This window comes from Arthrobacter sp. HY1533, from assembly GCF_027568515.1.
Taxonomy (GTDB): Bacteria; Actinomycetota; Actinomycetes; order Actinomycetales; family Micrococcaceae; genus Specibacter.
In genome coordinates this window covers 12,716-36,490 of record NZ_JANKZF010000019.1, presented here as the reverse complement: position 1 = coordinate 36,490, position 23,775 = coordinate 12,716, and the positions used below count along the sequence as shown (strand labels likewise).

Sequence of the window (23,775 nt, the reverse complement as noted above, 5' to 3'; positions counted from 1 at the left end):
TGGATCGGCGGGTGCTCCCCCGAGCCATTCCGCCGCCAGGACTTAGGCGCGCGCCTCGAAGCCCTCGCGACCGGGATACGGTCGGGGGCTGATAAATCGCATGGGGCTACGCATGTTCTCCAGCCTAGCAGGGCCCCTCCCGCGGGCAGGTTCCTGCGGGAGTGGCCCGCTGCTGGCCGCTCCACGGGCACGCCGCCGACGTCGAATGGCTATCCCCGGAGCGCCGCACGCACCGCGGGAAGAACCTCGGTGGCCAGCAGCTCAATGGACCGCAGGGTGTCCGCCTGCGACAGGCCACCCAGCCCCACCTGCGCAAGGAACCGCGTGTGGCCCAGGATCTCATGCTCCCAGAGGATCTTCTCGACGATTTCGGCAGGACTGCCCGCGAAGAGCGCTCCCCGAGGGGCTGCCCAGGCATCAAAGCTGGAACGGTCCAGCCTGCCGGCCCGCGGCATGTTTTGCTGTATGTAGGAGGAGTAGTGCGGAAAGAAGGTGTCCCTGGCCCCTTGCGAGGTTTCTTCAACGTAGAAGTGGGAGGTGACCCCGATCTGGCCAGGTTCCCGGCCGGCTGCCCCCGCCGCACGGCGGTACAACTCAGCCAGCGGCCCAAAACGTTCCGGCGCCCCCAGGATGGCCAGGTAAAGCGGCAGGCCAAGCATGCCGGCCCGCTCTGCCGAGGCGGGTGTGCCTCCCACGGCAGCCCAGATTGGCAGGGACTCCTGCACCGGCCGCGGCCAAACCCCGGCGCCGGCCAGCGGTGGACGAGTTGTCCCCTGCCACGTGACGGGGTTTTCATCGCGAATGCGCAGCAGCAGTTCAAGCCTGTCCTGGAAATATTCGTCGTATCTTTCCAGCTGCTGCCCGAACAGGGGGAAGGACTCGAGGTAGGCGCCACGGCCCGCCGTGATCTCGGCCCGCCCGGCGCTGATGAGATCCAGAGTGGCAAAGTCCTCGAAAACGCGGACCGGATCGGCACTCGAGAGGACTGTCACCGTGCTTGTCAGGCGGATCCGCGTGGTTTGCGCTGCCGCAGCCGCCAACAGAACCGCAGGCGAGGAAACAGCAAAGTCCTCACGGTGGTGCTCGCCAACACCGAACACGTCCAGGCCGGCCTGGTCCGCCACCCGGGCCCACTCCAGAATGTCGCGCGTGCGGGACACCGCCTCCATGGGCTTGCCGTCTGCATTGCGGGTCAGCTCACCGAAGGTGAAAATCCCAATCTCAAACGAGGGGGCTGGGGTCATGCCGCCACCGCGCGGGCGCCAACTTCCAGGGCCAGGAATTCGCGCACATCGGCGAGCTCGGCGGCGTTGATGCCATGCCCCAGCCCGGGATAGATGCGTTCATTGAGCGCGGTGTGGTTCGGGAGGAATTCGCTGGTGCGGGCAATGGCCACTGGAGCTATGACACCATCTTCGGCACCGCGCCCCCAGAAAAGCGGAGGGCGCTGCGCAGCCAGGAGGCCGTCCCCGGGCTGCTCGGCACCGAGCACAAATCCGCCGAGCACAACGGGGGCAACCACCCGCTCCGGCCGGGTGCGCAGCAACTGGCTGGCCATGAGGCCGCCCTGTGAGAAGCCAATGGGGATGATGCGTGTCCCGGGATCCACATTCTGCTCAATCCACGCCCAGATGGCATCCGTCGCCTGTTGCACCGGCGCAACATCGGGGACACCCGGCGTCGTGATCTGAAACCATGCCGCTCCCCCATTGCCCAGCTCAAGCGGCGCGCGCAGTGATGCCCAAGGCAGCCCGAGTCCGAGGGCAGGGGCCAGCGGGGCGAGGTCCAGTTCGTTGGAACCGAATCCGTGGAGGAACAGCACGGCCTCGCTGGGGGAAGGACTTGTGGCCCAGCCGGGGGAACGCACATCGCGCAGCGTGGTGTTCATGGGGACTCCTTGGGGGTTGCTGACATCTTCGCGGCCACGGGCAGAGACCCGGCCTGCTTCCAAAGATACACCATTACTTGTAGCTTCAACTATTCGCAGGGGCTTAGGGGTTGACGGCCCCGGGGCGGGCAATGGCAGCATGGAGGCACATTGCGAGTTTTGGGGAGGAACAGCATGGGCCGCATCGCCGTCGTAAATTTCCTGAGCATGGACGGAGTGATCCAGTCGCCGTTGTCGCCGGATGAGGACCGCGACGGCGGATTCGAACACGGCGGGTGGGTGCTGCCCTACGTCGACGGAACCGTCAACGACTTCATGGAACAGGAAACGGTCGCCGCGGCCGGAATGCTGCTGGGCCGCCGCAGCTACGACATATTTGCCGGCGCCTGGGCCCAGGCGGATCCTGCCGAGCCTGCGGTCGCGGCCATGAACGCGATGCCGAAGTACGTTGTCACATCCTCGCCCGGGACACTTGCATGGCAGAACTCCCATCCTGTCCGGGGCGAGCTGGCGCCGGCCGTCCGGCACCTCCGTGAGGCAAGCGACGGCGACCTGGTCGTTTTTGGTTCGGGCACCCTGGTTCGGGGCCTCGCCGGGCTCGACCTTGTGGACGAGTACCGCCTGCTGGTTTTTCCTGTGGTGCTTGGAGCGGGCAAGCGAATGTTTGGCGAAGCCAGCCTTCCGGCCCATTTCACCTTGACGGGGACAGTTGCCACCCCCAGCGGGGTCGCCATGCTCAGCTACACACGCGCCCGGGGGCATGAGTAGCCGGCCAGCCCTGGACCCGGGCGGACCCGGCTTCAGCCCACCTTGCCCGCAAGAAACTCGGCAAGGCTGACTGGCCTGCGGCCCGTGATCATTTCCACGTTGCCGGTGACCGCAGCCAATTCGCCGGAGGCAATGGCGGTGTAGGTGCTCACCCAGGCATCGACCTGCCAGTCAGGGGCGCCCCACTTTTCCCTCGATGCATAGGCTTCAGGCAGCGTTTCATCGTGAAAGGTGACAGTGCTGCCCCGGGACGCGCTGAGGATGGAGGCAACATCTTCCATCCGCAGCGATTCGGGCCCAGTGAGGTCGTAGCTGGCATTCCTGTGGGCCTCCGGATTGAGCACGACGGCGGCCGCGACGGCAGCAATGTCGGCGCGGGCCACGATGGCTGCCCGGCCGCTGCCCGCGGGGCCGCGGATGACGCCGTCGTCCCCCACGAGGGCGTCCATGAAGTCGATGTAGAGGCTGTCGCGCAGGAACGTCCAGTCCATCCCGGAGGACTTGATGTATTCCTCGGTTGCATGGTGCTCGCGGGCCAAGGTGAAAGTGGCATCCGGGGCCGCCCCCAGGAAGGACGTGTAGACCACATGCCGCACACCGGCGTCGGAGGCCGCATCAATGAACGATCTGTGCTGCCCCAAGCGGCCCTCGCTTTCAGGAGCGGACACCATGAACAACGTGGCGGCGCCCGCCAAGGCCAGCACCGACGCCTCGCGGTCCTCGTAGCTGAAGGGGTGGACAGTGGCCCCGGGCAACTGCGGTGCCTTGGCAGGCGTGCGGACCAGCAGCCGCTGCGGCACTGCGGCGTTCGCCACGAGCCCCGCAACAAGCCGGCCGAGCACACCCGTTGATCCGGTGACGGCGAGATCGGGCATCGATGTATTCATGGCAAGGTCCTTCCTCGTTGGACACGAGCCTATCCACCCAGCCGGCGGGCAGCCAAGGCATCACCCCGGATTGGGCGGGGAACTGGCCCGGCGGATAGGCGCACCTCGGTGCAAACCCCGCTTCCACTAGTTTCCTGGCCACCGCCGGACGGTGCTGTTGGCCAATCCAATCAACACCGCCACCCACCAGCAGAGCTGGGAAATGGTCAGGGCCACCATGAGGCGGGTCCTGAGGCGGCGGCCCATCTCACCGAAGCGTGTATGGGGCGGCAGCGCCAACATTTGATGCATGGCGGGGGCAATGCCCAGCCCGTTGAGCATGAGCACCAGCACGCAGAGCAACTTGATCACAGTGACGGGGTTGGCCAGGTCCGGGTGGATCAATGCGCCTGAAACCAGCATCAAGGCCAGGCCGCCCCAGATCAGCGGCTTGGCTGCCGCCTCAAGACGGCCCGATTCATGAATCTCCTTCTTGCCCAGCAGCCAGAGGAAGCCCAGCCAGTCGACCACAAGTATGGTCCCGAACGAGAGGACCAGGGCCAGGATGTGCACGGCAAGACCAATGCGGTGCAATTCCTGGCCCGCGTCCACGTAGTAGCCGAAAGCAACGGCGGCCAGCCACCCGGCCACGCACAGGCAGCCACAGAGGAACAGCCGGACGCGGGACTGGTTCGGCAGCTGTCCGGACAGCCCGGCACCCAACGCTTCGGCTCCGGATGGCGGACTCAACAATTTAGCGCCCATGGGACCGCACCGCATTTCCCTGGCTGGGGCACCCTGTGCACTGCGGCATGGAGGATTTGTTCATGGTTGTTCTTTCCGTGCAAGTGATGGGGTCAACGAAGTGGGGCTGCGTCAGCTCCGACACCGGCCACGCCAGGCGACAAGAGGAAAGGCTAACCTAACCATAATAAGGGCAATGGATTGTTGCGTAATCATGACACCCGGGCCGTAGGGAGCTACGACTCACTAGAAAGCCGTTGCCCGGCGGGCTGGGGCGACTTGACCTCAGCCGCTCAGACCACTTTCCACTCGATCAGGCTCCTGGCGCAGTCCACGACGGCCTGTTCCGCCGGCCGCGGCTGCCAGCCAAGCACCCGCGTGGCCTTGTCGGTGCTGTGCCGGTTGCGCCGCCCCAGGGAGACCGTGATGGACCGCAGCGGCGGGTCAAACAACGCTGAGATGCGCACCAGGAAATCGGGCAGCTGGCGGGTTGGCACCTTGTACGCCTGCGCTCCCAGCGCGGCACGGAGCTGCAGTGCCATCTGGCGCATCCAGGTGAATTCTCCCGTGGCCAAGAAGCGCTGCCCCGCGGCCTCGGGGGAGGTCATGGCGCGGATGTGGATGTCCGCCAGGTCCCGCACGTCGACAATTTCCAGTCCGATGCGCGGGCTGCCGGGCATCTTTCCACCCAGCATGCGCGCGACGATCTGCACCGACCCCAGGTTGGCGGTGGACAGGACCGGCCCCAACACGGCCCCGGGCAGGATCGTGGCCAGCGTGGTCCCGGGCTGCCCGGCCATGAAATCCCAGGCCGCCAGCTCGGCCACGGTCTTGGACCTGCGGTACGGGGTCAAGGTGGGATCGTCCGGGTCGGTCCACAGCGATTCATCGGTCACGCCGTCGTCCGTGTACGACGACGGACTGGCCGCGTTCGCTGCCGAGGTCATGACCACGCGCTTGACCCCCTGCCGCACTGCTGCGCGCAGCACCCGAAGCGTGCCGTCGCGGGCCGGCCCGATCAGTGCCTCCGGGTCGCGCGAGGTCTCGGCGCCCAGGGGCGATGCCACATGCAGCACATAGTCAATGCCGGCCACGGCCGCATCCCAGCCTTCATCGACGCTGAGGTCGGCGACGGCAAAGGTGAGCCGCTCCCCCGGATCAACCATTGTGGCAACGGCAGCGCGCACCTCGCCGGTCCGGCCCAGGCTCCGCACGGTGGTGCGCACGTCATATCCGCGCCGCAGCAGCTCCACGATGCACCACCCGGCAACGAAGCCGGTTCCTCCCGTAACAAGCACGCGTTCAGGCATCTGGTCTCCCTGTGTCTATTCGGAGAATACGCTTCCGGTGGAGTGGCGTGCAACGAGCCTGGACACGGCCCGGCAGCCAGGCGACCATGGCCCGGGGCCGGTCCTACTGCCAGACTGGAGGCTGAACCAGCCCGCCAGCTGAAGGAACCCGCCGTGAATGATCTTCTGCTCAGCCTGCTCCTCATTCCCCTCGTGGCCACGGCCGCTCCCCTGCTCGCCGCGGCGGTGGGCAAGGTCGCCAAGGTTCCGCTGGTGGTCTTTGAGATTGTCCTGGGCATCATCATCGGCCCCAGCGTGCTCGGCTGGGCGGAGCCGACGGAGTTCGTCAAGGTGCTGGCGGACCTGGGCCTGGCCATGCTGTTCTTCATGGCCGGCAACGAGATTGACTTTGCTGCCATCAAGGGCCGCCCCCTCAACCGCGCCAGCCTGGCGTGGCTCATTTCGCTCGGCGGTGGGCTGGTTGCCGGCATCCTGCTGGCCCCGACTCCGGCGGCAGGGGTCTTCATTGGCGTGGCACTCGCTTCCACCGCGTTGGGCACGCTGCTGCCCGTGCTGCGCGATGCCAAGGAACTTTCGACGCCGTTCGGCAAGGCTGTCACGGCGATCGGCACAGTGGGTGAATTCGGCCCACTGCTGGCCATTTCACTGTTCCTCAGCGGCCGCAACCTGGGGCCCTCCCTGGTTGTCCTGGTGGGCTTTGTGCTCATCTCCGGAACCGCCGTCTGGCTCACCGGCCGCGGCAGCAACAAGGCGATCCACCGCATGGTCAACCTCACCCTGCACACCAGCGGCCAGTTTGCCGTGCGCCTGGTCTTGCTGATCCTGGCACTGCTGGTGGGCCTTAGCGTCGCCTTCGGCCTGGACATGCTCCTTGGCGCTTTTGCGGCGGGGGTGCTGTGGCGCGTCCTGATCGCAGGGGCAGGCCACCACGACCGGGAGGTTGTGGAACACAAGCTCGACGCCGTCGCCTTCGGATTCCTGGTCCCGGTGTTCTTCGTCAACACGGGCGTTGACTTTGACCTGGCCGCCCTGCTGGCCGATCCGCTGGTCCTGGCACTGGTCCCGCTGTTCCTGGTCCTGTTCCTGGTGGTCCGTGGCCTGCCAAACCTGTTGGCTGCACCCGCCGGGGCAACCTCGCGGGACAGGCGTGCCATTGTGCTGTTCGCAGCCACCGGGCTCCCCATCATCGTTGCCGTGACCGCGATTGGCCGGGAGCGGGGCCTGCTTCCCTCGGGAATTGCCACGGCCTTGATCGGCGCCGGCATGCTCTCGGTGCTGCTCTTTCCCCTGCTTGCCCTCCTCCACCGCCAGCGCAGCCTGAAGGAAGCTGACAGCGAATTGGACTAGCCGGCGGAGGGCCAGGCATGCCCTCTGGAGGCCATTGTGCTCGGGTACATTTGGACGATGAACACCGTGGACGAACAAGCCGCCCCCTCCATCAAGACGCTGCTGCAATTGTCCTTGCCGGCAATCCTGGTGGGCGTGGTGTCGGCCCTGTGCCTGTTCCTGGTGGACGAGGCAGCCCACCTGCTTCAGGAACTGCTGTGGGTTCACCTGCCCGGGCAGGTTGGCATTTCACCGGACTCGGGCTGGTGGATCTTCGGCGTCCTCACCCTCACGGGGCTTGCCATCGGGCTGGTTGTCACGTTTGTCCCTGGCCACGGCGGCCGGGACTCGGCCACCGTGGACCTCATCGCACCTCCACTCCGGCTTTCCGCCGTGCCCGGCCTGGTGTTGGTGACCATCCTGGGCCTGGCCGGCGGCGTGAGCCTGGGCCCGGAGTCGGCCATCATTGCCATCAACACCGCGATCCTCGTTGCCCTGGTCAACCGGTTCTGGCCGCAGATCGGGATCCAGCTGGTGGTCATGGTGACCGCGGCGGGAACCATTGGGGCGCTCTTTGGAACCCCTGTGGCCGCAATCCTGGTTCTGACCGGCGTGGTTGCGGCCGCCAAGTCAGGCGGCGCCTTGTGGGACAGGCTGTTCCTGCCGCTCCTGTCGGCCAGCACCGCCTCGATGACCCTGCTGTTTCTGGGCGGCCAGCAGCTGCGGTCACCTGCCATGCCGCTGCTGGATGAACCCCTGCTGGGGCTGCTGCCTGCCGCTGCGGCCATCGCCTGCCTCGCCGCCCTGGTGGGGTTGCTGGGCGCCGTCCTGTTCCAGCCGTTCCATGCAACGTTCCGCAAATTGCGCTGGCCTTTGCTCTACACCACGGCCGGCGGCATGCTCCTGGGCCTGCTGGGCGCCCTGGGCGGGCCACTGACACTCTTCAAGGGCAGCACGCAGATGGTGGACCTCGTGAACCGGGCGGGGGAATTCACGGCCCTGCAGATCGCAACCATCATTCTGGTCAAGCTCTTTGCCTTGCTCATTGCCTCCACGGCCGGCTTCCGGGGCGGCCGGATCTTCCCGGCTGTGTTCATCGGCGTGGCCGTGGGCCTGCTCTGCCATGCGTTGTTCCCGCAGGTCCCGCTGGGGCTGGCCGTTGCCTGCGGCGCGCTGGGCACCGTCCTGGCCGTGTCCCGGGACGGCTGGATTGCCATCTTCATCGCCGTGGTGGTTGCCGGTGACATCAAGCTGCTGCCACTGCTGTGCTTCGCCGTTTTGCCCGTATGGCTGCTGGTTGCCCGGGCCCCGGAAATGCTGGCACACGCAGCCGAAACCAACCCTGCGGCACCCGGGCGGAAGGCGAACAAGGCGGCCTGACGAGAGGGCTGGTTTGGCGGCGCACCCCCAAGCCCGGTGTCCGGACCCCCTTGTAGACTGTGCGGCAAGGCAACATTTGCCTGTCGCCGGAAGGGGAACAGCCATGGCCACATTTCGGGAACTGCACCACGGCACCACCCCGCTCCTGCTGCCCAATGCCTGGGATGTGGGCACGGCCATTGCCTTCGTCGCGGCCGGCTACCCGGCCGTGGGAACCACCAGTTTTGGCATCTGCGCCAGTGCAGGCCAGCCCGACGGCGGCCATTCCGGCAAGGCTGCCACCATGGCCCTTGCCGCCCAACTTGGCCCGCTCCACGTCCATGTCACCACGGACATTGAGGACGGCTATTCCGCCGATCCGGCGGAGGTGGCCGACTACGTGGCGGAGCTTGCAGCGCTGGGCGTGGCCGGGGTCAACCTGGAGGACAGCGTGGACGGCCACCTCGTTCAGGCAGGCACCTTCGCAGCCAAGATTGCCGCTGTCCGCTCAGCCAATCCCGGCGTGTTCATCAACGCCCGCGTGGACAACTTCTGGTTCGCCGAACAAGCCACGGTGGATGCTGTCCTGGAACGTGCCCGCATTTACGCCGATGCCGGTGCCGACGGGATCTTTGTCCCGGGCCTGGCCGCAGCCGCGGACATCGGCGCGGTCACGGCGGGAACCTCACTGCCGGTCAATGTGCTGGCCCACCCGTCCCTGACGGTGGCCGAGCTGGGCGGGCTTGGCGTCAGGCGGGTCAGCTCCGGGTCCCTGCCCTACAGGAGGGCAGTCGACTCGGCCGTGGACGCCGTCAACGCCCTGCGCGATGGCCGCCCGGCCCCGGCCGCAACACCGTACTGGGACATGCAGGCGCAGCTTGTGGCGTTCCGCAGCGGGACCGCCGGCTGAGGGCGTCCGGCACAGTCACGCGCGCCGGTGCCGAAGGGTGCTAGGCGCGGCCGCCGGGAGGGCCAATGAACAGCATGGTGGCCATGATGCCGCCAACGAACACCACGAACAGCACACCCAGCAGCACGGGCCGGTTGAGCATCCAGCGCAGCACCACCTGGACCCAGTGTGAGTCGCGCGGGTGGTCGGTTGCGGCGGTGCGCCATTCGCCGTCGAGCTTGTTGTTCTTCTCCAGCCAGCGGTCAAAGGGGATGGTCAGGTAGGGCACAAACGCCGTGAAGGCGGCTCCCGTGATCTGCCTCTTGGGCCAGCGCTGGTTCAGGCCCACCAAAACAGCAGTTGAGACGTAAGAAATGAACACCAGGCCGTGGGCAAAACCGCCAACCTTGACCGGCCAGTCCCCCACCTTGAACACATATTTCAGGATCATGCCGGCAATGAGCATGGTCCAGGTGACGGCCTCTGCGATGGCCACGGTGCGGTAAAAAGTGCGGGGAGTCATGGGCTGGTTGCAGTCCTTGGCTAGTTGGTGACAGTTAGTCGGCAAAATGTGCCGTGACCAGCCTAGCGGTGCTTGCTGGGAACCTGCTCCAAGCCCAGCCGGCGCCGCCGCGCCAGGGCCGATGCCTCACTGGGCCCGGGCGATCCCAGGCTCCAGCCGACGACGGCGAGCACGGCCTTGGCCGGCAGCGCCACAGGGAGCGGCACCGGGCCAAGGGACGGCGCTTCCAGCCGCAGCAGTTCCCGGTAGCCGGGAGGCAGTGACGCCACCGCGGCGGCAAACAGCACCTTGTAGCCCTGTTGCTGCGAGCGCGGCAGCGGCGGGTCCTTGATGAAGCGCACAGTCTCTGCCACGCGCTCATCGAAGCGCAGCTCCGGGGCAAAGGCGGCCAGCTGCTCCTGCAAAGCCGCCCGGGTGGCGGGTGGGTTCTCCACGCGCATGAGCGCCCCGGCCACGGCCCAGTCGGCCACATAGGCGTCGGCTCCCCCCGGAATGGGGCCGCCATAGGCTTCGTGGGAGCCGAGGAACGCCTGCGTGAACGCCAGGTGGACCCAGCGCAGCAGCTCGGGGTCATTGGCCGTGTAGGGCACCTCCTCCCCCGAGTTGGCGGTGTAGCTGCCGCGTATGTACTGGTGGATGGCCAGCACCTTCCCCGATGCTGCGCGGGCAGCCATCGTGTCCCCGTATGTGACCGTGAAGATCCAGCGGATGGTGCCAGCGAGCCTGCCCAGGGGGTCGGCCCGGTAGCTGGAATGGTCGTGGACTCCTGCGAGCGCACCGGGGTGCAGAGCCTGGATCAGCAGGGACTGGATGCCTGCCACGAGCGTCGTCATGGAGCCGTGCACGGCCCAGGCCGCCGATCCGGGCCCAAAGTAGCCGCCGTCGTCGCCCTTTTCCAGGTCAAGCTCCCACTGCGGAATGGTGGGGGAATTGTTGCTGAAGGTGCCGCGCAGCTCCCTGCGCCAGCGGTCCACAAAGTTTTCCATGCCCCCAGTCTGTCCCTCCGCCCGCCACGGGGCCACAATGAAGGGGAGGCCGCGCGGCGCAAGGATGCCGCACGGCGCGAGGGAAGGTCGCACCATGAACAGCTCGCCAGCACAAGGTTCACCGCTGGAAGGCACCACCGACGACGGCACGCTGCGTGAACACAGCGAGACGGCGGCGGAAGGGAACGACGGCTCCGACATGCCGGAAATTCGCATGCACTCCCAGGAAGCCGCCGAGGGCCCCGACAGCGCCTAGCCGGGGCATGGACGGGCGCATACACTTGCCTCATGTCATCATTCAGCGTTTCGCGCACGGCGTTCATCCCGGCCCCGCCGGAGGCAATCTTTCCGCTGGTCAGCAATTTCCGGGAGTGGATCAGCTGGTCGCCGTGGGAGGGCCTGGACCCCTCCATGCAGCGCAGCTATTCGGGCCCGGTTGAAGGTGTGGGTGCCAAGTACACCTGGAAGGGCAACGGCAAGGCCGGCGCCGGGACCATGGAGATCCAGGAAGCGGCCGAGCCGTCGCGAATCCTGCTGCGGCTGGAGTTCACCAAGCCCATGAAGGCCGTCAACCCCACCACCTTCACCTTTGTCCCCGAGGGCCACGGCACCCAGGTCACCTGGACCATGGCGGGCGAGAACAAGGGACTGGGCCGGGTGTTCGCCTTGTTCGTGAACATGGACAAGCTGGTGGGCGGCGACTTTGAAAAGGGGCTGGCCCAGCTCGCCTCAGTGGTTCAGTCCAAGGGCTGAATCCCGGGCCATTTCTGCCGCGGCGATGTGCCCTGCCACGTGCGCGGCATCCCTGCCCACCCCGCCCAGCAATGACGAGGTCAGGCCGTACTGGAACGGCATGCCCACAAAATAGAGCCCGGGCACGGACTCAACCACGCCGCGCGTGGTGACAGGCCAGCCGCGGCTGTCCAGGGGCAGCCCCTCGATCCAGCCGTACTGCGCCTTGAACCCGGTGGCCCACAGGACGGTGTCCGCCCCCTGCAGTGCCTGCCCGTCGAACATGGGCCGTCCGCTGCCGTCCACCTCCTCCAGGCGCGGCAGGGCGCGGACACCTGCCTTGCGGGCATCCTCCATGGAAACCGAGATCAACGGCCCGCCGTGCGCCGTGAAGCCGCCGGCAACTTTTCTCCCCATGGGCGTGCTGCGGGTGAGCACACGGTGGATGAACTGCCAGTACAGCCCGCCGGCATGGTCAAGCAGTGCGTCGGGGACATGGAACGGGACCCGTCCGGCCAGCCACACCTGGCGGGTGCGCGAGAGCTCCACGGCGATCTCAATGCCCGAGGTGCCTGCCCCCACCACGAGCACACCTCCGGGCGGCAGTGCCGCGGCATTCCTGTAGTTGCTGCTGTGCAGCTGGTGGATGGCGGGGTCCAGACGTTCCGCAATCCCCGGGACAAACGGCACCGACGTTGCCCCCGTGGCCACAACGACGCTTCGTGCTTCAAACGTTCCGGCGGAGGTGTCCAGGGTGAATCCGCCGCTGCCCCGGCGCACGCCTTCCACGGCAACCCCAGTGGTCATGGGCATGTCAGCGGCGTAGGCGGCCAGGTAGTCGGCAACCTGGTCCTTGCCGGGTTTGGCCCCAGGGGCTGCCGGGAACGTGGCGCCGGGCAGGGAGCAGTGTTGGGCGGGCGTAAAGAGCCGCAGCGAGTCCCAGCGGCTGCGCCAACTGTTCCCCGGCGAATCGGCGGCCTCCAGGATTTCACATTCAACGCCGCGGTTGCGCAGCTGTGCGGCCGCGGCCAGGCCTGCCTGCCCGGCCCCGATGACAATGGTGTGGTTCATGTTTCCGGCCATGGTGCGCCTCCAAGGAAACTGCTGCGAAACTATTTCACTAGAATACGCTTCCAATCATTGGAATGCTATTCTTTTTTCATGAAAGAGGCGGCAGAAAAACCCCGGAACCGGCGGCAAGTCCAGGCCGCCGAGACCCGCGCCGTGGTGGTGGAGGCGGCCGCCGAGCTGTTCTTGGGCAACGGCTACGTCTCCACGTCCATTGAGTCCATCGCAAGCCGCGCAGGCGTGGCCATCCAAACCATTTACAACTCGGTGGGCAACAAGCCCGCCCTGCTGTCCGCCGTGCTGGACGCCGCGGTGGCCGGACCCAATTCCCCCAGGACCGTTCCGGAATTCATGGCCGAACGTGTGGCAGCGGCGGCCGATGTGCCGGCGGTGGTTGCCGTGCTGGCCGACTGGTTCGCCGAAGGAATGCCCCGCAGCCGGGCCACCTTTGCCGCGATAGGCCAGGCCGCCGCCGTCGACCCTGCAGTGGCAAGGCTGCGCGATGAACGGGCGCGGCAGCGGCTGGCCAACTACCGCCGCGCCGCGGCCGCCATCCGCGAACGAGGCGGGCTGGGCAACGGCATGGACGACGACGAGGCGGCTGCGGTGATCTTCGCCGTGGGCCATCCGGACAGCTACGCCACCCTCGTGGAAGCGTGCGGGTGGAGCCTGCCCCGGTACCGCAACTGGGTCTATGCCTCACTGCTGGGGGCCCTGGCCTGACGGCTGAACCCGCCAACAATGCCTGGATCGGCCGGACTATCCGGTGATCCCCAGCAGTTCCTCCAGCCGTTCGTAGCCCTCGCGGACTCCCCGCTCCATGCCTGAGGCGACCATCCCGTCCCTGTCCTGCTGCGACTGGAACGCCGTGTGGTTCACGATCCGGGTGCGGCCGCCCAGGTCAATGAACTCCAGCCGCTCCAGGCTGACGTGGCCGGGGAAGCCGTCGAACTCGAAGGTCTGGACGATGCTGCTGTTTTCCGTGACGTCGTGGAAGACGCCGCGGAAGCCATAGCGGTTCCCTTCCGCGTCGATGTGCGTGAAGGCCCAGCTGCCTCCGGTCCGGGCATCCCAGGCATCGATTTCCATGGAGAGGTCCCGGGGCCCGAGCCACTGGACCACGAGGTCCGGGTCCACGTAGGCGCGGAAGACGTCCGCCACGGGTGCCTCGAATTCGCGGACGCTGCTCACAAACGGCACGCCGGGCTCGGCGGTGACAACAAGTGCATTGGTGGTGGTCATGGTGGTTTCCTCTTGTCCTTACTCGTTTCCTGCGCCGCGCACCCTGGGCGCGCCGGCACCTTGCATGTTTTCCAGGAGGCTGTCGAGCCTCCGGTAGCGGGCCTCGGCAACGAGCCGGTGGCCGTCGATCCAGGCAGTGAGCTCCTCCAGCGCGGCCGGCGCCAGGTGGCAGGGGCGGCGCTGCCCGTCGCGGCTGCGCGTGATCAACCCGGCCCGTTCCAGCACCTGGATGTGCTTGGAGATGGCCTGCTTGCTCAGCTCGAAAGGCTCGGCAAGTTCATTGACCGTCGCGGAACTTTGCGACAGCCGCGCCACGAGCTTGCGGCGCACCGGATCTGCCAGGGCCAAAAATGCCCTGTCCAGCCTCGCCTCGTTGTCCTGGTTCACAGCCACGTCCCGATAATCAACCATCTTGTTTATCAACCAACTGGTTGACTATCTCAGCATGACCCTGTTGGTTCCAGCTTGTCAAGGGTTTGGCAGGCCCCGTCTGCCTTGATTTATCCGTGCAGCGGCGGGTGTGCGTCGAGCCGGGGAATGGCTAGCACGGGCGTGTGCTGGGTGGCCAGCAACTTGCGCACCACTGAACCGGTCAGCGCCTCGCTGACCCCGGCCAGGAGCCCAGGCCGCCGGGCACCGACCACGATGACGGCGGCCTGCAGTGCCTCTGCCAGCCGCCCCAGGGCCATGGCCGGATCGCCGCCAAGGACGCGGAAGCTGCAGCGCAGCCCGAGTTCCTGCGCCGCAGCCGCCAGCAGCGGTCCAAGTTCCAGGACGGCGGAGGCCGCATCATCTTCCGGGTCCAGGGCCCGGTCCAGGGAGTTGCCCAGCACGTTTCCGCTGGGGTCCCACTCAATGAGGTAGCTGCCGGGGTCGACGTAGGCACCGACCAGCTCTGCCCCCGAGGCCGCGGCCAGTGCCACCGCGCAAGCCAGCACGGCGGGATCCTGCTCCGGCAGCATCCCCACGACCACTGCCCCCTGCCCGAATCGAGGCTTCACGGCGCACCCCCTCCATCTGTGCCCGGCCCTGGTTGTGCGGGCTGTTCAACCATCTTCGCGCATCCGGTCCCTGAGCGAAAGGAGGCTTCTAAATTGGCGGACCGGCCAGTCGGCAGGAGGCACCATCCTGTCCGTCCAGGATGCCAGGCGTTGCGTTGAGCGGAGTGCAACCAAGACATGACCATTCATGGGCTCTCCCGCGCCATGAATGCACTGAACCCGCGGCCTTTACTCCGGGCGGAGAACCACAACAGCAAGCGTTTGTCGTGGGCAGGTCAGGGTGCTGTGAACTTGAACGTGGCGATCAGGTCTTGGGCCGGAGGCAGGAGTGCGTCGAATTCCGCTGTCGGCGCCTGGATAAAGACCGCGGCAGTATGGCCGCCTCCGAGGTCAAGAAGAAAGACCTGCGCGCGCTCCACCGAGCTGACGCCCCACAAATACGGATCGGGCGCACCTTGACGGCCGGCAATCAGGAGCGCATAAGGACCCGCCCCATCGCACGTCAACGAGGTGGCAGGGTCAACGCGGATGTCGAGACCATCGACGGTTGCACCGCCTATCCGGGCGCTAATTGGCGTCGCAATGACGCCCCGAAGCGTCGTCATCCAAGCGAGGAGGTCCACTGCCTCGGTGGGGCCAGCGGGGTCGGATTCCTCTGGGCAGGACGGGAAAGTCTGAGCGGCGGCTGCAACGTCGCCCCATACGTAGACTCCGGGCAGCTGGGCGTCGCCGTTGCTCGCGGCATAAGCGTCGGCACGCTGAAACCAATACGAGGGCGTGTGATCAAGAGCGTTGGCCCAGGACGAATCGACTGTGTAGGAGAACTGCCCGGCAGACGGTTCGCCGAAGGTCGTGAAATGGACGCTTTTGTGGGCACCTGGGGAGAGAACCCCGAGGCACCCGCCGTCGGTCCGCAGACACCCATCGGCCGTGTCTTCGAGGACCGAGGTGGAGCTCGGCGCGACTTGTGCCGGGCTGCCTGCGCAGCCGGTCATGAGGCCAAGTGCGGCGGTCAAGACGAGGACTCGCAGTGCAACCGCTCGTCCTGCTGCAAACTGTGATGGCCTCAGTAGATTCATGCCCACTCCAACGGTCCGACACTGAACGCCGCTTGGCTTCAAATTGTACTCCGCATCGACTTCCTCCAGGAGGAAACTGCACTTCCCGCCGCGGGATGCCCACACGCCGCCGGCACGCGGTGCGCAGCGGCTCAGTGGTGGAAGGCCACTGCTTCATTCTGGCGGCCGGACAGGCGGTCCACCGATTTCGCCACGTCGGCCAAGAACATCCCGGCCAGGTCAAAGGTGAAGCCGTTGCGCACCACCACCCGCAGGACGTCGGTGTCCGCCATCCCCTCCGGCATTGGGTAGGCGGGCACAATCCAGCCAAAGGTGCGCAGTTCGTGCGAGAGGTCGTACACGGACCAGCCAGCCGGCGTCGTGCACTTGAAGGCAAGGACTGGCAATTCATCACCCCGGCTGAGCAGGGTAAACGGCCCCATGGCCTCGACACCGCGGGCAATGGTGCCGGCAATTTGCCTGGACCGCTCCTGGATTCGCCGGTAGCCCTCGAATCCGTACCGCACCAGCGTGTAGTACTGGGCAACGACCTGGGCGGCCGGGCGGGAAAAGTTCAGGGCAAAGGTGGGCATGGAACCGCCCAGGTAATCGACGCTGAAAATCAGATCCGAGGGCAGGTCCTCTGCACTGCGCCACAGCACCCACCCCACGCCCGGGTACACCAGGCCGTACTTGTGCCCGGAGGCATTGATGGATTTCACCCGCTCCAGCGCGAAGTCCCACAGGAGTTCCGTGTCCAGGAACGGGGCGATGAATCCGCCCGAGGCCGCATCGACATGAATGGGGACATCCAGGCCGGTGGAGGCCTCAAGCTTGTCCAAGGCCGCCGCGATCTGCGCCACGGGCTCGTAGGAACCGTCAAAGGTTGAGCCCAGCACGGCGACCACGCCAATCGTGTTTTCGTCGCAGGCCGCTGCGGCCTGCCCGGCCGTCAGGTGCGTGGCTCCCTCGAGCGGGACCAGCCTGGCCTCCACGTCCCAGTACCTGGCGAACTTCTCCCAGCAGACCTGCACATTGGCGCCCATGACAAGGTTGGGCCTGGTGGCGTCCAGGCCGGCTGCCTCCCGGCGCGCCCGCCACCGCCATTTCAACGCCATGCCGGCCAGCATCGCCGCTTCGGAGGATCCCGTGGTGGAGCACCCCACCGCATCTGCCCCGCCCGTGGGTTCCGGCGCATGCCACAAGTTGGCCAGGATGTTCACGCAGCGCCGCTCAATCTCAGCCGACTGCGGGTATTCATCCTTGTCGATGATGTTCTTCTCCAACGATGAGCGGATCAGGGCCACCGCCTGCGGTTCCATCCAGGTGGTGACAAAGGTGGCCAGGTTTTGCCGCGCGTTGCCATCGAGCATGAGTTCGTCCTGGATGAACCGCATTGCCGCATCGGGGTCCTGGATTCCCTCCGGAAGTTCATGCCGGGGAATGGTCCCCAGCGCGGTGTCGAAGGCGCTGCCGGACATGGCTTCGTGGCGGCGGATGTGGTGGCTGTGCAGGCTCATAAAGGTCTCCCCCGTCGGCATGGTTGCTTCCCTGTATCGAGGCTAGCCACATCAGCGGCCGATATGAAGCTCTCCGGCCGGCGAAAGCATGCCGGCAACCACTGTGGCATCCAGCTCGTCATGGGAGGCAATGGTGACCGTGAGACCGCAAGATGCCAGGATGGCCGCACTCAACGGTGCCTGCCGGGCACTGCTTTCCAGCAACAGCGAGCCGCCGGGCCGCAACCACTGAGAAGCCTCCCTGGCAATCCGGCGGTGCAGGTCCAGCCCGTCGGCTCCGCCGTTGAGGGCCCGCTCCGGCTCGTGCAGCCGGGCTTCCTGCGGCATGAACGCGATGGCCCCGGCCGGAACGTAGGGGGCATTGGCGGCAATCAAGTCGATGCCCCCGCGCAGTTCTTGCGGCAGGGCCGCGAACAAGTCCCCGCAGTGGGCACTCCCGCCGAAGGGCGCCAGGTTGGCCGTGGCGCACACGACGGCGGCAGGGTCCACATCCGCTGCATGCAGCTCGCACCCCGTTGCAGCAGCTGCCAGGGACCTGGCGATTGCCACCCCCACGGCACCGCTGCCGCAGCACAGGTCAAGGACCACGGGACGGCCGGCCCGCCCGGCCAGGGCCGCAAGCGCCTGCTCCACCAGGAATTCGCTGCGTCGCCGCGGCACAAAGACGCCCGGGGCCACCTTGACCCGGAAGCCGCAGAATTGGGCCCAGCCCACAATGTGCTCCAGCGGCTGCCCTTCGATCCTGCGTGCGAGCATCATGGCAAGTTCGGCGTCCGTGCGGGCCGACTCCAGAAGAATGGCAGCTTCCTCCTCGGCGAAGACGCAGCCGGCCAGCCGCAGCCCCGAAACGAGCGATTCCTCGGGCAACGTTTCACTTTGCTCCATATCAACCACATGGTAGACCTCCCGCAGTTACGCTGGTGGAATGACACCCTCCGCCCCCTCACCCGTCACAGGGACACCGAACGAGGCTTTCCTGGAAGCGCTCGGCCCGGCCCTGGACGCGGTTGCCCTCCCGGAGAAAGCCGCCGGCATGGCCGCGTACATGAAATCCACCATGCCCTACAAGGGAGTGCCCTCCCCCATTGTCCGCAAGACGGTGCGGGACCTGGCCCGGGAGCACCCCTTCACGAACGCAGCGGTCCTGGCTGCCTCCGTGACGGAGCTCTGGGCAGCAGCCACTCACCGCGAGGAACGCTATTGCGCCATCATGCTGACGGACTCGAAGCTGGGACGCGGCGACCCGGGACTGCTGCCCTTTTACGCCACGGTGATTGGCACGGGACAGTGGTGGGACTTTGTGGACTCGGTGGCACCGCGGCTGTGGGATCTGCTTCACAAAGACCGTGCGGGCATGGAGCCGCTTTTGCGCGAGTGGAGCGTGCACCCCGACTTCTGGTTCCGCAGGGCTGCCATCATCGCGCAGCTGCCGGCGAAGTCCGCCACCGACACCAGGCTGCTGGCCGAGGTGATTGAGCCCAACCTGGCGGACAAGGAGTTTTTCATCCGCAAGGCCATTGGCTGGGCGCTTCGGCAGTACGCAAGGACCGAGCCCGAGTGGGTCCGGGACTACGTGGGCGGGCTGGGCGAAAGGCTCAGCCCGCTGTCGCGCCGCGAGGCACTCAAGCACCTCCAGGCCCCCTGAACCGGTCCCGGTTTAGGAGGGAAGCTGCACCTTCTCCGCGCCGCGGCGCTCCCACTTGGGCACGAACATGCCCCGGGTTTTCGGATCCACGAACATGACGTACAGCACGCCGCCCAGGCCCACCCCGACAGCCACGCTGCGCACCACGGCCATGGGAATCCACGGGAAAACGCTCAACTGGTCCGTGAGGGCAATCAGGATGAAGAATGCGGTGGCGTAGTACACCACGCGCACCTGCCAGCCGTCCTTGATGCCCGTGATGGCAAAGAACGCCAGCAGCCAGACCACGTACCAGGGCTGGATCATGGGGGCCAGCAGCACCACGGCGGCAAAGGCCCAGGCCATGCGGCGGAGCACGGCATGGCTGTAGCGCTGCGGTTCAGGGAGCGCGGTGGCCGAGTCCGTCCCCGGCTCCACCTTGACCTTCAGGAAGGCCAGGGCCACGACGAGGAGGATGGAGATGGCCTGGGCCACCTTCTGGATGCCATTGGCGACGGCGTTGCCGTTGCCGCCCAGGACGTCCACCAGGGACCCCAGTGAAACGGATCCCATGCCAATCGGTGCGTACCAATGCCACACCGTGCCGGGGGTCTGCAGTGCCGCCAGCCAACCAAAGCCCAGTCCGTTGACCGCGCCCATGGCAGCCATGGCACCCATGGAAATGCCCAGGGTGGCAGCCCAGATGGCGAACTTGCGCACCCATCCAGCACGCGATCCGGCCCACAGCAGCCCCACGAACGGCAGGGCAATGAGCGTAATGGGCTTGATGGCAATGGAGGCGGTGACCAGCAAGATGCCCACCACGGGCCGCTTGTTGCTTGCGTAGTAGAGTCCGGCCACCACGAGGCCCATCATGAGGGAGTCGTTGTGGACGCTGGCGATGAAGTTCAGCAAGGTGATGGGGTTCAGGACGGCAAGCCACATGGCCCTGTGTGGGTTGAATCCGTGGCGCTGGGCAAGCTTGGGCACATAGATGGCCAGCAGGACCACGCCGGCCAGGCTGGCCAGCCGGAACGGAATCAGGGCAATTTCCGGGCTGTTGGCCGGGAGCAGCACTGCCAGCTGTTCCACCCAGAGCCAGAGCGGCCCGTAGGGGGTGGGTGCCTCGGTCCACATGGTGTCCGGGCCCAGCAGGAAGTAGTTGTTCAGTGATGAGATGCCGTCGGTGTAGGGGTTGAGCCCCTGTTGCATGAGCCGGCCCTGGCCAATGTAGGCGTAGGAGTCGCGGCTGAAAAGGGGCAGCGCCAGCATCATGGGAGCAACCCACAGGGCCAGCGCTTTCTTCAGCAAGGGGCCGGATTCTTCGCCCCAGCCGGCCAGGTGCCTGCGCAGCAGCAGCCAGGCCCGGAACAACAGTGCGGCACCAAGGCAGAGCACCACTGTGGCGGTGATGACGGCAACCGGCGTGGTGCGGGCCAAAATGAACAGCGGGTTGCGGATGAGCACGGAGCTGCTGGCCAGCCAACCGACGCCAAGTGACCCCACCAGGATCATGACCGAGCCGGCAAATCCCTGCCAGATGGCCCAGGACGCGGTTCCGGTGCCTACAGGCCGTTTTGCGGACACCCGGTTCCTCACCTTCGACGTGGCAACATCAGTGCTGGTCAACAACAAACTCCTGAACTATCTGTGTCCGCAACTACGGCAGGACGGCTTGGCATGCGCATGGACGGGCTACCCGGGAACAAGTTCCGGCTGCGCTAACATGGAAAAGCCAAGCGCTACATTCTTGGCATTCTACCCACTCCAGCCGAGCATCTCCTGAGTAAGCGGGCCACGCAACCACGGCGTTTCACTCAATTGCTGCGCCCACAACAGGCTGCCGCCGCACCCCAGAAGGACTGGACCATTTCCACGGACACGTTTTTCTCCGCCCTTGCCCGCCTTCGGGACGCAGTTGTGCCCACGCCGGCGCAGAACTGGTTGAAGTCCCCTGCCGGGTTGTGGGTGGCCTTTGGTGCCGTCCACGTGTTGTTCCTTGTCTTTGCAGCAATCCTGTCACTGCGCGGGGAAGCCTACAGTGACACTTTCATCTACCGGGTTTGGGCGTCAGTGGACTTCGACGGCTCCCGCGTTTCGGGCCCCAGCCCCTGGGTGTACCCCATCCTGGCCCTGGTTCCCATGGCCGTGGCATACATTTTTGGCCCGGCCCCCTTCCTCTTTCTCTGGGTCCTGATGATCGCAGCCCTGAACACTCTTGCCGTGGGCAAGCTCACCAGCTGGGGCCGCAACCGCAAGGCCATTCCGGCCGCCCTGTGGTGGCTTTCCTTCACCACCATCATGGCGTGGCTCGGCTTTGCCCGCGTGGACGGGTTCACCGCACCCGTGGTGCTGATTGCCCTGTCCATCGGGGTTGCCAGCCCGTTCCTGACCTCCTTCATCCTGAGCGTGGCGACGTGGACAAAGGTCTGGCCGGCCGCCGTCGTGCTTGCGCTTTTCACAGTGGTCAAGCAGCGTGTGCAGGTGGTCCTGGCCGGAATGCTGGTCACAGCCTTCGTGGTGGTGCTGGCCCTGGCCATGGGTGCGCTGCCGCAGCTGTTGAACTTCCTGCTGGAGCAGGGCGACCGCGGCATGCAGCTCGAGGCCACGTTCACCACCCCGTGGCTGTGGATGAGCGTGCTGGGCCTGGGCGGGGCGCGCATGTACATGAACACCGACATCAACTCCATGCAGGTGGACGGCCCGGGATCCGAGCTCATGAGCTTCCTCATGCAGCCCCTGCTCATTGCCGCGGCGCTGCTGGTGGCGGCCCTGGTTTTCTGGGCGCTGCACACCGGCAAGCGCAATGGAGGCGCGGACCGCACGGCACTGCTGCTGTTTGGATCGCTGGCCCTGACCACGGCGTTTGTGGTGTTCAACAAGGTGGGTTCGCCGCAGTTCATGGTGTGGCTTGCGCCTGCCGTTGCCGTGGGCCTGTCCCTCCACTGGCGTGCCTGGCGCGTCCCGGCCGCCATGCTCATCGCCGTGGCCGGGCTGACGTTCCTGGTGTTCCCGCTGTTTTATGACCTGCTCACCATGAACCACGCGGGCATGGCAGCCGTGCTGACACTGCGCAACCTGCTGCTGGTGGTGCTGTTTGTGTGGAGCGTGCGCCAGCTGTTTGTCCTGGGCCGCAATCCGCAGGCCATTGCCCGCCATGACGCCGCGGCCTCCCCCGCAGCCACCGTCACGCCAAGCCACCTGCCCCGCAGGCACTGAGCAACCCACGCGGGCATGGCGCGTTCACGGTACATTGGTCGGGTGGCTATTACTAATGAACGCATTGTGTGGATTGACTGTGAAATGACCGGCCTGGACGCCGAGAACGACGCCCTGATTGAGGTGGCAGCCCTTGTCACCGACTCGGAGCTGAACATCCTGGGCGAGGGCGTCGACGTCGTCATCAAGCCCAGCGCCGAGTCCCTGGCGCAGATGGGCGACTTTGTCCGCAACATGCACACCACCTCCAAGCTGATCGACGAGCTCGACGGCGGCACCACCATGGAAGACGCCCAGGCCCAGGTCCTGGCCTACATCCGCGAGCACGTGCCCGTGCCCAACAAGGCCCCCCTGGCCGGCAACTCAATCGGCACCGACAAGGTTTTCCTGGTCCGCGACATGCCCGAGCTGGTGGAGCACCTGCACTACCGGGTCATCGACGTCTCCACCATCAAGGAACTTGCCCGCCGCTGGTACCCGCGCGCCTACTTCCAGTCGCCGGCCAAGACAGGCAACCACCGCGCGCTGGGCGACATCAAGGACAGCATCAACGAGCTGAAGTACTACCGCGAAGCCGTTTTTGTGCCTGCCCCGGGCCCGGACACCGCCACCGCAAAAAAGATTTCAGCCAAGCACTGAGTGAAAATTCCGCGCAAATTCGCGGAACTTCCGCCACCGCAATGCGATTTGGCTCACAAAACGGGCAAAATCGCGGCAAGTGGTCACGACCGCCTCCCAATTTCAGGTAGAGTATTGGTCGTTGCCACAAGCACGGAGGACACCGCAAGGTGACCAAAGAGCAGCGGCGGACATGGTGGGATTAGCTCAGTTGGCAGAGCGCCTGGTTGTGGTCCAGGAGGTCGCGGGTTCAACCCCCGTATCTCACCCCAAGTGATTCCCTGCGAATCGTGAAACACCCCGGTCATTTGGTCGGGGTGTTTTTCATTGCCTGAAAAAGCACCAACAACGCCCGCTTGCCCCCGGCCTGCAAAGGAAGCCACCATGACCATTCGTCCCGTCACCATCCTGGGTGAACCCGTGCTGCACCGCCGCGCCGACGAGGTCAAGGCCTTCGACGCCGAACTGAAGGCCCTCGTGGACGACATGTTCGAGACCATGGACGCCGCCAACGGTGTTGGCCTGGCCGCCCCTCAGATCGGTGTTGGCCTGCGGATCTTCACCTACCAAATGGAAAACGACGACGGCGTCCCCGCCCGCGGCGTGGTGGTGAACCCCACGCTCACGGTGGGCAAGATCTCCGGCAACGCCCCGGACCCGGACGACGAGGTGGAAGGCTGCCTCTCCGTGCCCGGCATCGACTTCCCGCTCAAGCGTGCCCTGTGGGTGCGCGTGCGCGGATTCGACGTGGACGGCAACCCCCTGGACTTTGAGGCCACAGACTGGTTTGCCCGCTGCATGCAGCACGAGTACGACCACCTGGACGGGAAGCTTTACGTTGACCGGCTCAACGCCCGCTTCAACAAGAAGGCCCGGCGTGCCGCCAAGAGCAATGGCTGGGGCGTGCCCGGGCTGACCTGGATGCCCGGAGTGGATCCGGACCCGTTCGGCCACTGAGAACATTCTCACGTTGCACGAGCCCCAAATTGGGGCCGTGAGGTGGCGGGGCATGCAGTAGCTTGGGCATGGAGAAA

26 protein-coding genes and 1 tRNA gene are annotated in these 23,775 nt (G+C 66.1%); 12 read left to right on the top strand and 15 right to left on the bottom strand.

Annotated features, from left to right (window positions below; translation table 11 throughout):
* Positions 1–209 precede the first annotated feature (209 nt).
* Positions 210–1,244, bottom strand: a complete 1,035-nt coding sequence (locus PCK14_RS14520; RefSeq protein ID WP_269939221.1) for an LLM class flavin-dependent oxidoreductase — start codon at positions 1,242–1,244, stop codon at positions 210–212.
* Positions 1,241–1,888, bottom strand: coding sequence for an alpha/beta hydrolase (locus tag PCK14_RS14515; RefSeq protein ID WP_269939220.1), 648 nt, complete (start codon positions 1,886–1,888; stop codon positions 1,241–1,243). Before PCK14_RS14515 ends, PCK14_RS14520 begins: the two co-directional genes overlap by 4 nt.
* 174 nt (positions 1,889–2,062) lie before the next feature.
* Here PCK14_RS14515 and PCK14_RS14510 point away from each other — a divergent pair, with 174 nt between their 5' ends.
* Positions 2,063–2,656 carry a dihydrofolate reductase family protein gene (locus PCK14_RS14510; RefSeq protein WP_269939219.1) on the top strand — a complete coding sequence of 198 codons (594 nt, stop codon included), beginning with the start codon at positions 2,063–2,065 and terminating at the stop codon, positions 2,654–2,656.
* A 32-nt stretch (positions 2,657–2,688) separates the two neighbouring features.
* Here PCK14_RS14510 and PCK14_RS14505 read toward each other — a convergent pair whose 3' ends face one another.
* From PCK14_RS14505 to PCK14_RS14495, 3 genes are all read right to left on the bottom strand, one after another.
* The gene (locus tag PCK14_RS14505) at positions 2,689–3,543 is read right to left on the bottom strand and encodes an NAD(P)H-binding protein (RefSeq protein WP_269939218.1); all 855 of its coding nucleotides are present in this window, start codon (positions 3,541–3,543) and stop codon (positions 2,689–2,691) included.
* 126 nt (positions 3,544–3,669) lie between these two features.
* Entirely contained in the window at positions 3,670–4,275 is a 606-nt protein-coding gene (locus tag PCK14_RS14500; RefSeq protein ID WP_269939217.1) for a hypothetical protein, read from the bottom strand.
* Between the two features lie 284 nt (positions 4,276–4,559).
* Entirely contained in the window at positions 4,560–5,576 is a 1,017-nt protein-coding gene (locus tag PCK14_RS14495) for an NAD-dependent epimerase/dehydratase family protein (protein ID WP_269939216.1), read from the bottom strand.
* Positions 5,577–5,729: 153 nt separating this feature from the next.
* Here PCK14_RS14495 and PCK14_RS14490 point away from each other — a divergent pair, with 153 nt between their 5' ends.
* From PCK14_RS14490 to PCK14_RS14480, 3 genes are all read left to right on the top strand, one after another.
* Entirely contained in the window at positions 5,730–6,923 is a 1,194-nt protein-coding gene (locus PCK14_RS14490; protein WP_269939215.1) for a cation:proton antiporter, read from the top strand.
* Positions 6,924–6,980: 57 nt separating this feature from the next.
* A complete protein-coding gene (locus tag PCK14_RS14485; protein WP_269939214.1) occupies positions 6,981–8,282 on the top strand; it encodes an ion channel protein in 1,302 nt (433 codons plus the stop codon).
* A 103-nt stretch (positions 8,283–8,385) separates the two neighbouring features.
* A complete protein-coding gene (locus PCK14_RS14480; RefSeq protein ID WP_269939213.1) occupies positions 8,386–9,171 on the top strand; it encodes an isocitrate lyase/PEP mutase family protein in 786 nt (261 codons plus the stop codon).
* Positions 9,172–9,211: 40 nt separating this feature from the next.
* Here the strand turns inward: PCK14_RS14480 and PCK14_RS14475 are convergent, their stop codons facing one another.
* Together PCK14_RS14475 and PCK14_RS14470 are read right to left on the bottom strand one after the other, a co-directional pair.
* On the bottom strand, positions 9,212–9,673 hold the full coding sequence (locus PCK14_RS14475) for a DUF3817 domain-containing protein (RefSeq protein ID WP_269939212.1): 462 nt from the start codon (positions 9,671–9,673) through the stop codon (positions 9,212–9,214).
* 62 nt (positions 9,674–9,735) lie between these two features.
* On the bottom strand, positions 9,736–10,659 hold the full coding sequence (locus tag PCK14_RS14470; RefSeq protein ID WP_269939211.1) for an oxygenase MpaB family protein: 924 nt from the start codon (positions 10,657–10,659) through the stop codon (positions 9,736–9,738).
* Positions 10,660–10,753: 94 nt separating this feature from the next.
* On the opposite strand from PCK14_RS14470, the gene PCK14_RS14465 reads away from it, so the two are divergent.
* Both PCK14_RS14465 and PCK14_RS14460 read left to right on the top strand, forming a co-directional pair.
* Complete coding sequence (locus PCK14_RS14465) at positions 10,754–10,915, top strand: hypothetical protein (protein WP_269939210.1); 162 nt, start codon at positions 10,754–10,756, stop codon at positions 10,913–10,915.
* A 32-nt stretch (positions 10,916–10,947) separates the two neighbouring features.
* Positions 10,948–11,412, top strand: coding sequence for an SRPBCC family protein (locus tag PCK14_RS14460; RefSeq protein WP_269939209.1), 465 nt, complete (start codon positions 10,948–10,950; stop codon positions 11,410–11,412).
* On the opposite strand, the gene PCK14_RS14455 is transcribed toward PCK14_RS14460, so the two are convergent.
* Entirely contained in the window at positions 11,389–12,474 is a 1,086-nt protein-coding gene (locus PCK14_RS14455) for a flavin-containing monooxygenase (protein ID WP_269939208.1), read from the bottom strand. The genes PCK14_RS14460 and PCK14_RS14455 overlap by 24 nt on opposite strands.
* A 78-nt stretch (positions 12,475–12,552) precedes the next feature.
* Here PCK14_RS14455 and PCK14_RS14450 point away from each other — a divergent pair, with 78 nt between their 5' ends.
* Entirely contained in the window at positions 12,553–13,182 is a 630-nt protein-coding gene (locus tag PCK14_RS14450; protein ID WP_269939207.1) for a TetR/AcrR family transcriptional regulator, read from the top strand.
* Positions 13,183–13,218: 36 nt separating this feature from the next.
* Here PCK14_RS14450 and PCK14_RS14445 read toward each other — a convergent pair whose 3' ends face one another.
* The 6 genes from PCK14_RS14445 to PCK14_RS14420 form a co-directional block, all read right to left on the bottom strand.
* Complete coding sequence (locus tag PCK14_RS14445; protein WP_269939206.1) at positions 13,219–13,701, bottom strand: SRPBCC family protein; 483 nt, start codon at positions 13,699–13,701, stop codon at positions 13,219–13,221.
* Between the two features lie 18 nt (positions 13,702–13,719).
* A complete protein-coding gene (locus PCK14_RS14440) occupies positions 13,720–14,112 on the bottom strand; it encodes an ArsR/SmtB family transcription factor (RefSeq protein ID WP_269939205.1) in 393 nt (130 codons plus the stop codon).
* Between the two features lie 89 nt (positions 14,113–14,201).
* On the bottom strand, positions 14,202–14,702 hold the full coding sequence (locus PCK14_RS14435; RefSeq protein WP_269939204.1) for a universal stress protein: 501 nt from the start codon (positions 14,700–14,702) through the stop codon (positions 14,202–14,204).
* 275 nt (positions 14,703–14,977) lie between these two features.
* Positions 14,978–15,718, bottom strand: a complete 741-nt coding sequence (locus tag PCK14_RS14430) for a hypothetical protein (protein ID WP_269939203.1) — start codon at positions 15,716–15,718, stop codon at positions 14,978–14,980.
* Between the two features lie 194 nt (positions 15,719–15,912).
* A complete protein-coding gene (locus PCK14_RS14425) occupies positions 15,913–17,280 on the bottom strand; it encodes a glutamate decarboxylase (RefSeq protein ID WP_269939202.1) in 1,368 nt (455 codons plus the stop codon).
* Between the two features lie 51 nt (positions 17,281–17,331).
* Positions 17,332–18,165, bottom strand: coding sequence for a putative protein N(5)-glutamine methyltransferase (locus PCK14_RS14420; RefSeq protein ID WP_269939201.1), 834 nt, complete (start codon positions 18,163–18,165; stop codon positions 17,332–17,334).
* A 40-nt stretch (positions 18,166–18,205) separates the two neighbouring features.
* Here PCK14_RS14420 and PCK14_RS14415 point away from each other — a divergent pair, with 40 nt between their 5' ends.
* Positions 18,206–18,925, top strand: a complete 720-nt coding sequence (locus PCK14_RS14415; RefSeq protein ID WP_269939200.1) for a DNA alkylation repair protein — start codon at positions 18,206–18,208, stop codon at positions 18,923–18,925.
* 12 nt (positions 18,926–18,937) lie between these two features.
* On the opposite strand, the gene mptB is transcribed toward PCK14_RS14415, so the two are convergent.
* Positions 18,938–20,533: a polyprenol phosphomannose-dependent alpha 1,6 mannosyltransferase MptB gene (gene mptB, locus PCK14_RS14410; RefSeq protein WP_269939199.1), complete on the bottom strand. Its 1,596-nt coding sequence runs from the start codon at positions 20,531–20,533 to the stop codon at positions 18,938–18,940.
* A 192-nt stretch (positions 20,534–20,725) separates the two neighbouring features.
* On the opposite strand from mptB, the gene PCK14_RS14405 reads away from it, so the two are divergent.
* The 4 genes from PCK14_RS14405 to def all read left to right on the top strand — a co-directional run bounded on the left by PCK14_RS14405 (position 20,726) and on the right by def (position 23,698).
* Positions 20,726–22,123 (top strand): hypothetical protein, encoded by a 1,398-nt coding sequence (locus PCK14_RS14405; protein ID WP_269939198.1) that lies wholly within the window; start codon positions 20,726–20,728, stop codon positions 22,121–22,123.
* 42 nt (positions 22,124–22,165) lie between these two features.
* Positions 22,166–22,762 (top strand): oligoribonuclease, encoded by a 597-nt coding sequence (orn, locus tag PCK14_RS14400; protein WP_269939197.1) that lies wholly within the window; start codon positions 22,166–22,168, stop codon positions 22,760–22,762.
* Positions 22,763–22,937: 175 nt separating this feature from the next.
* A tRNA-His gene (locus PCK14_RS14395) sits at positions 22,938–23,013 on the top strand.
* A gap of 112 nt (positions 23,014–23,125) precedes the next feature.
* A complete protein-coding gene (gene def / locus PCK14_RS14390) occupies positions 23,126–23,698 on the top strand; it encodes a peptide deformylase (protein ID WP_269939196.1) in 573 nt (190 codons plus the stop codon).
* Positions 23,699–23,775: the final 77 nt, after the last annotated feature.

Excerpts from the sequence above, each read along its gene's own strand:
- PCK14_RS14475 (WP_269939212.1), bottom strand. The coding sequence starts at position 9,673 with ATGACTCCCCGCACTTTTTACCGCACCGTGGCCATCGCAGAGGCCGTC.
- PCK14_RS14485 (WP_269939214.1), top strand. The coding sequence starts at position 6,981 with ATGAACACCGTGGACGAACAAGCCGCCCCCTCCATCAAGACGCTGCTG.
- PCK14_RS14510 (WP_269939219.1), top strand. The coding sequence starts at position 2,063 with ATGGGCCGCATCGCCGTCGTAAATTTCCTGAGCATGGACGGAGTGATC.
- PCK14_RS14420 (WP_269939201.1), bottom strand. The coding sequence starts at position 18,165 with ATGGAGCAAAGTGAAACGTTGCCCGAGGAATCGCTCGTTTCGGGGCTG.
- PCK14_RS14440 (WP_269939205.1), bottom strand. The coding sequence starts at position 14,112 with ATGGTTGATTATCGGGACGTGGCTGTGAACCAGGACAACGAGGCGAGG.
- PCK14_RS14465 (WP_269939210.1), top strand. The coding sequence starts at position 10,754 with ATGAACAGCTCGCCAGCACAAGGTTCACCGCTGGAAGGCACCACCGAC.
- PCK14_RS14505 (WP_269939218.1), bottom strand. The coding sequence starts at position 3,543 with ATGAATACATCGATGCCCGATCTCGCCGTCACCGGATCAACGGGTGTG.
- PCK14_RS14445 (WP_269939206.1), bottom strand. The coding sequence starts at position 13,701 with ATGACCACCACCAATGCACTTGTTGTCACCGCCGAGCCCGGCGTGCCG.
- PCK14_RS14455 (WP_269939208.1), bottom strand. The coding sequence starts at position 12,474 with ATGGCCGGAAACATGAACCACACCATTGTCATCGGGGCCGGGCAGGCA.
- PCK14_RS14470 (WP_269939211.1), bottom strand. The coding sequence starts at position 10,659 with ATGGAAAACTTTGTGGACCGCTGGCGCAGGGAGCTGCGCGGCACCTTC.
- def (WP_269939196.1), top strand. The coding sequence starts at position 23,126 with ATGACCATTCGTCCCGTCACCATCCTGGGTGAACCCGTGCTGCACCGC.
- PCK14_RS14415 (WP_269939200.1), top strand. The coding sequence starts at position 18,206 with ATGACACCCTCCGCCCCCTCACCCGTCACAGGGACACCGAACGAGGCT.
- PCK14_RS14460 (WP_269939209.1), top strand. The coding sequence starts at position 10,948 with ATGTCATCATTCAGCGTTTCGCGCACGGCGTTCATCCCGGCCCCGCCG.
- PCK14_RS14515 (WP_269939220.1), bottom strand. The coding sequence starts at position 1,888 with ATGAACACCACGCTGCGCGATGTGCGTTCCCCCGGCTGGGCCACAAGT.
- PCK14_RS14450 (WP_269939207.1), top strand. The coding sequence starts at position 12,553 with ATGAAAGAGGCGGCAGAAAAACCCCGGAACCGGCGGCAAGTCCAGGCC.
- PCK14_RS14480 (WP_269939213.1), top strand. The coding sequence starts at position 8,386 with ATGGCCACATTTCGGGAACTGCACCACGGCACCACCCCGCTCCTGCTG.
- PCK14_RS14520 (WP_269939221.1), bottom strand. The coding sequence starts at position 1,244 with ATGACCCCAGCCCCCTCGTTTGAGATTGGGATTTTCACCTTCGGTGAG.
- PCK14_RS14425 (WP_269939202.1), bottom strand. The coding sequence starts at position 17,280 with ATGAGCCTGCACAGCCACCACATCCGCCGCCACGAAGCCATGTCCGGC.
- PCK14_RS14495 (WP_269939216.1), bottom strand. The coding sequence starts at position 5,576 with ATGCCTGAACGCGTGCTTGTTACGGGAGGAACCGGCTTCGTTGCCGGG.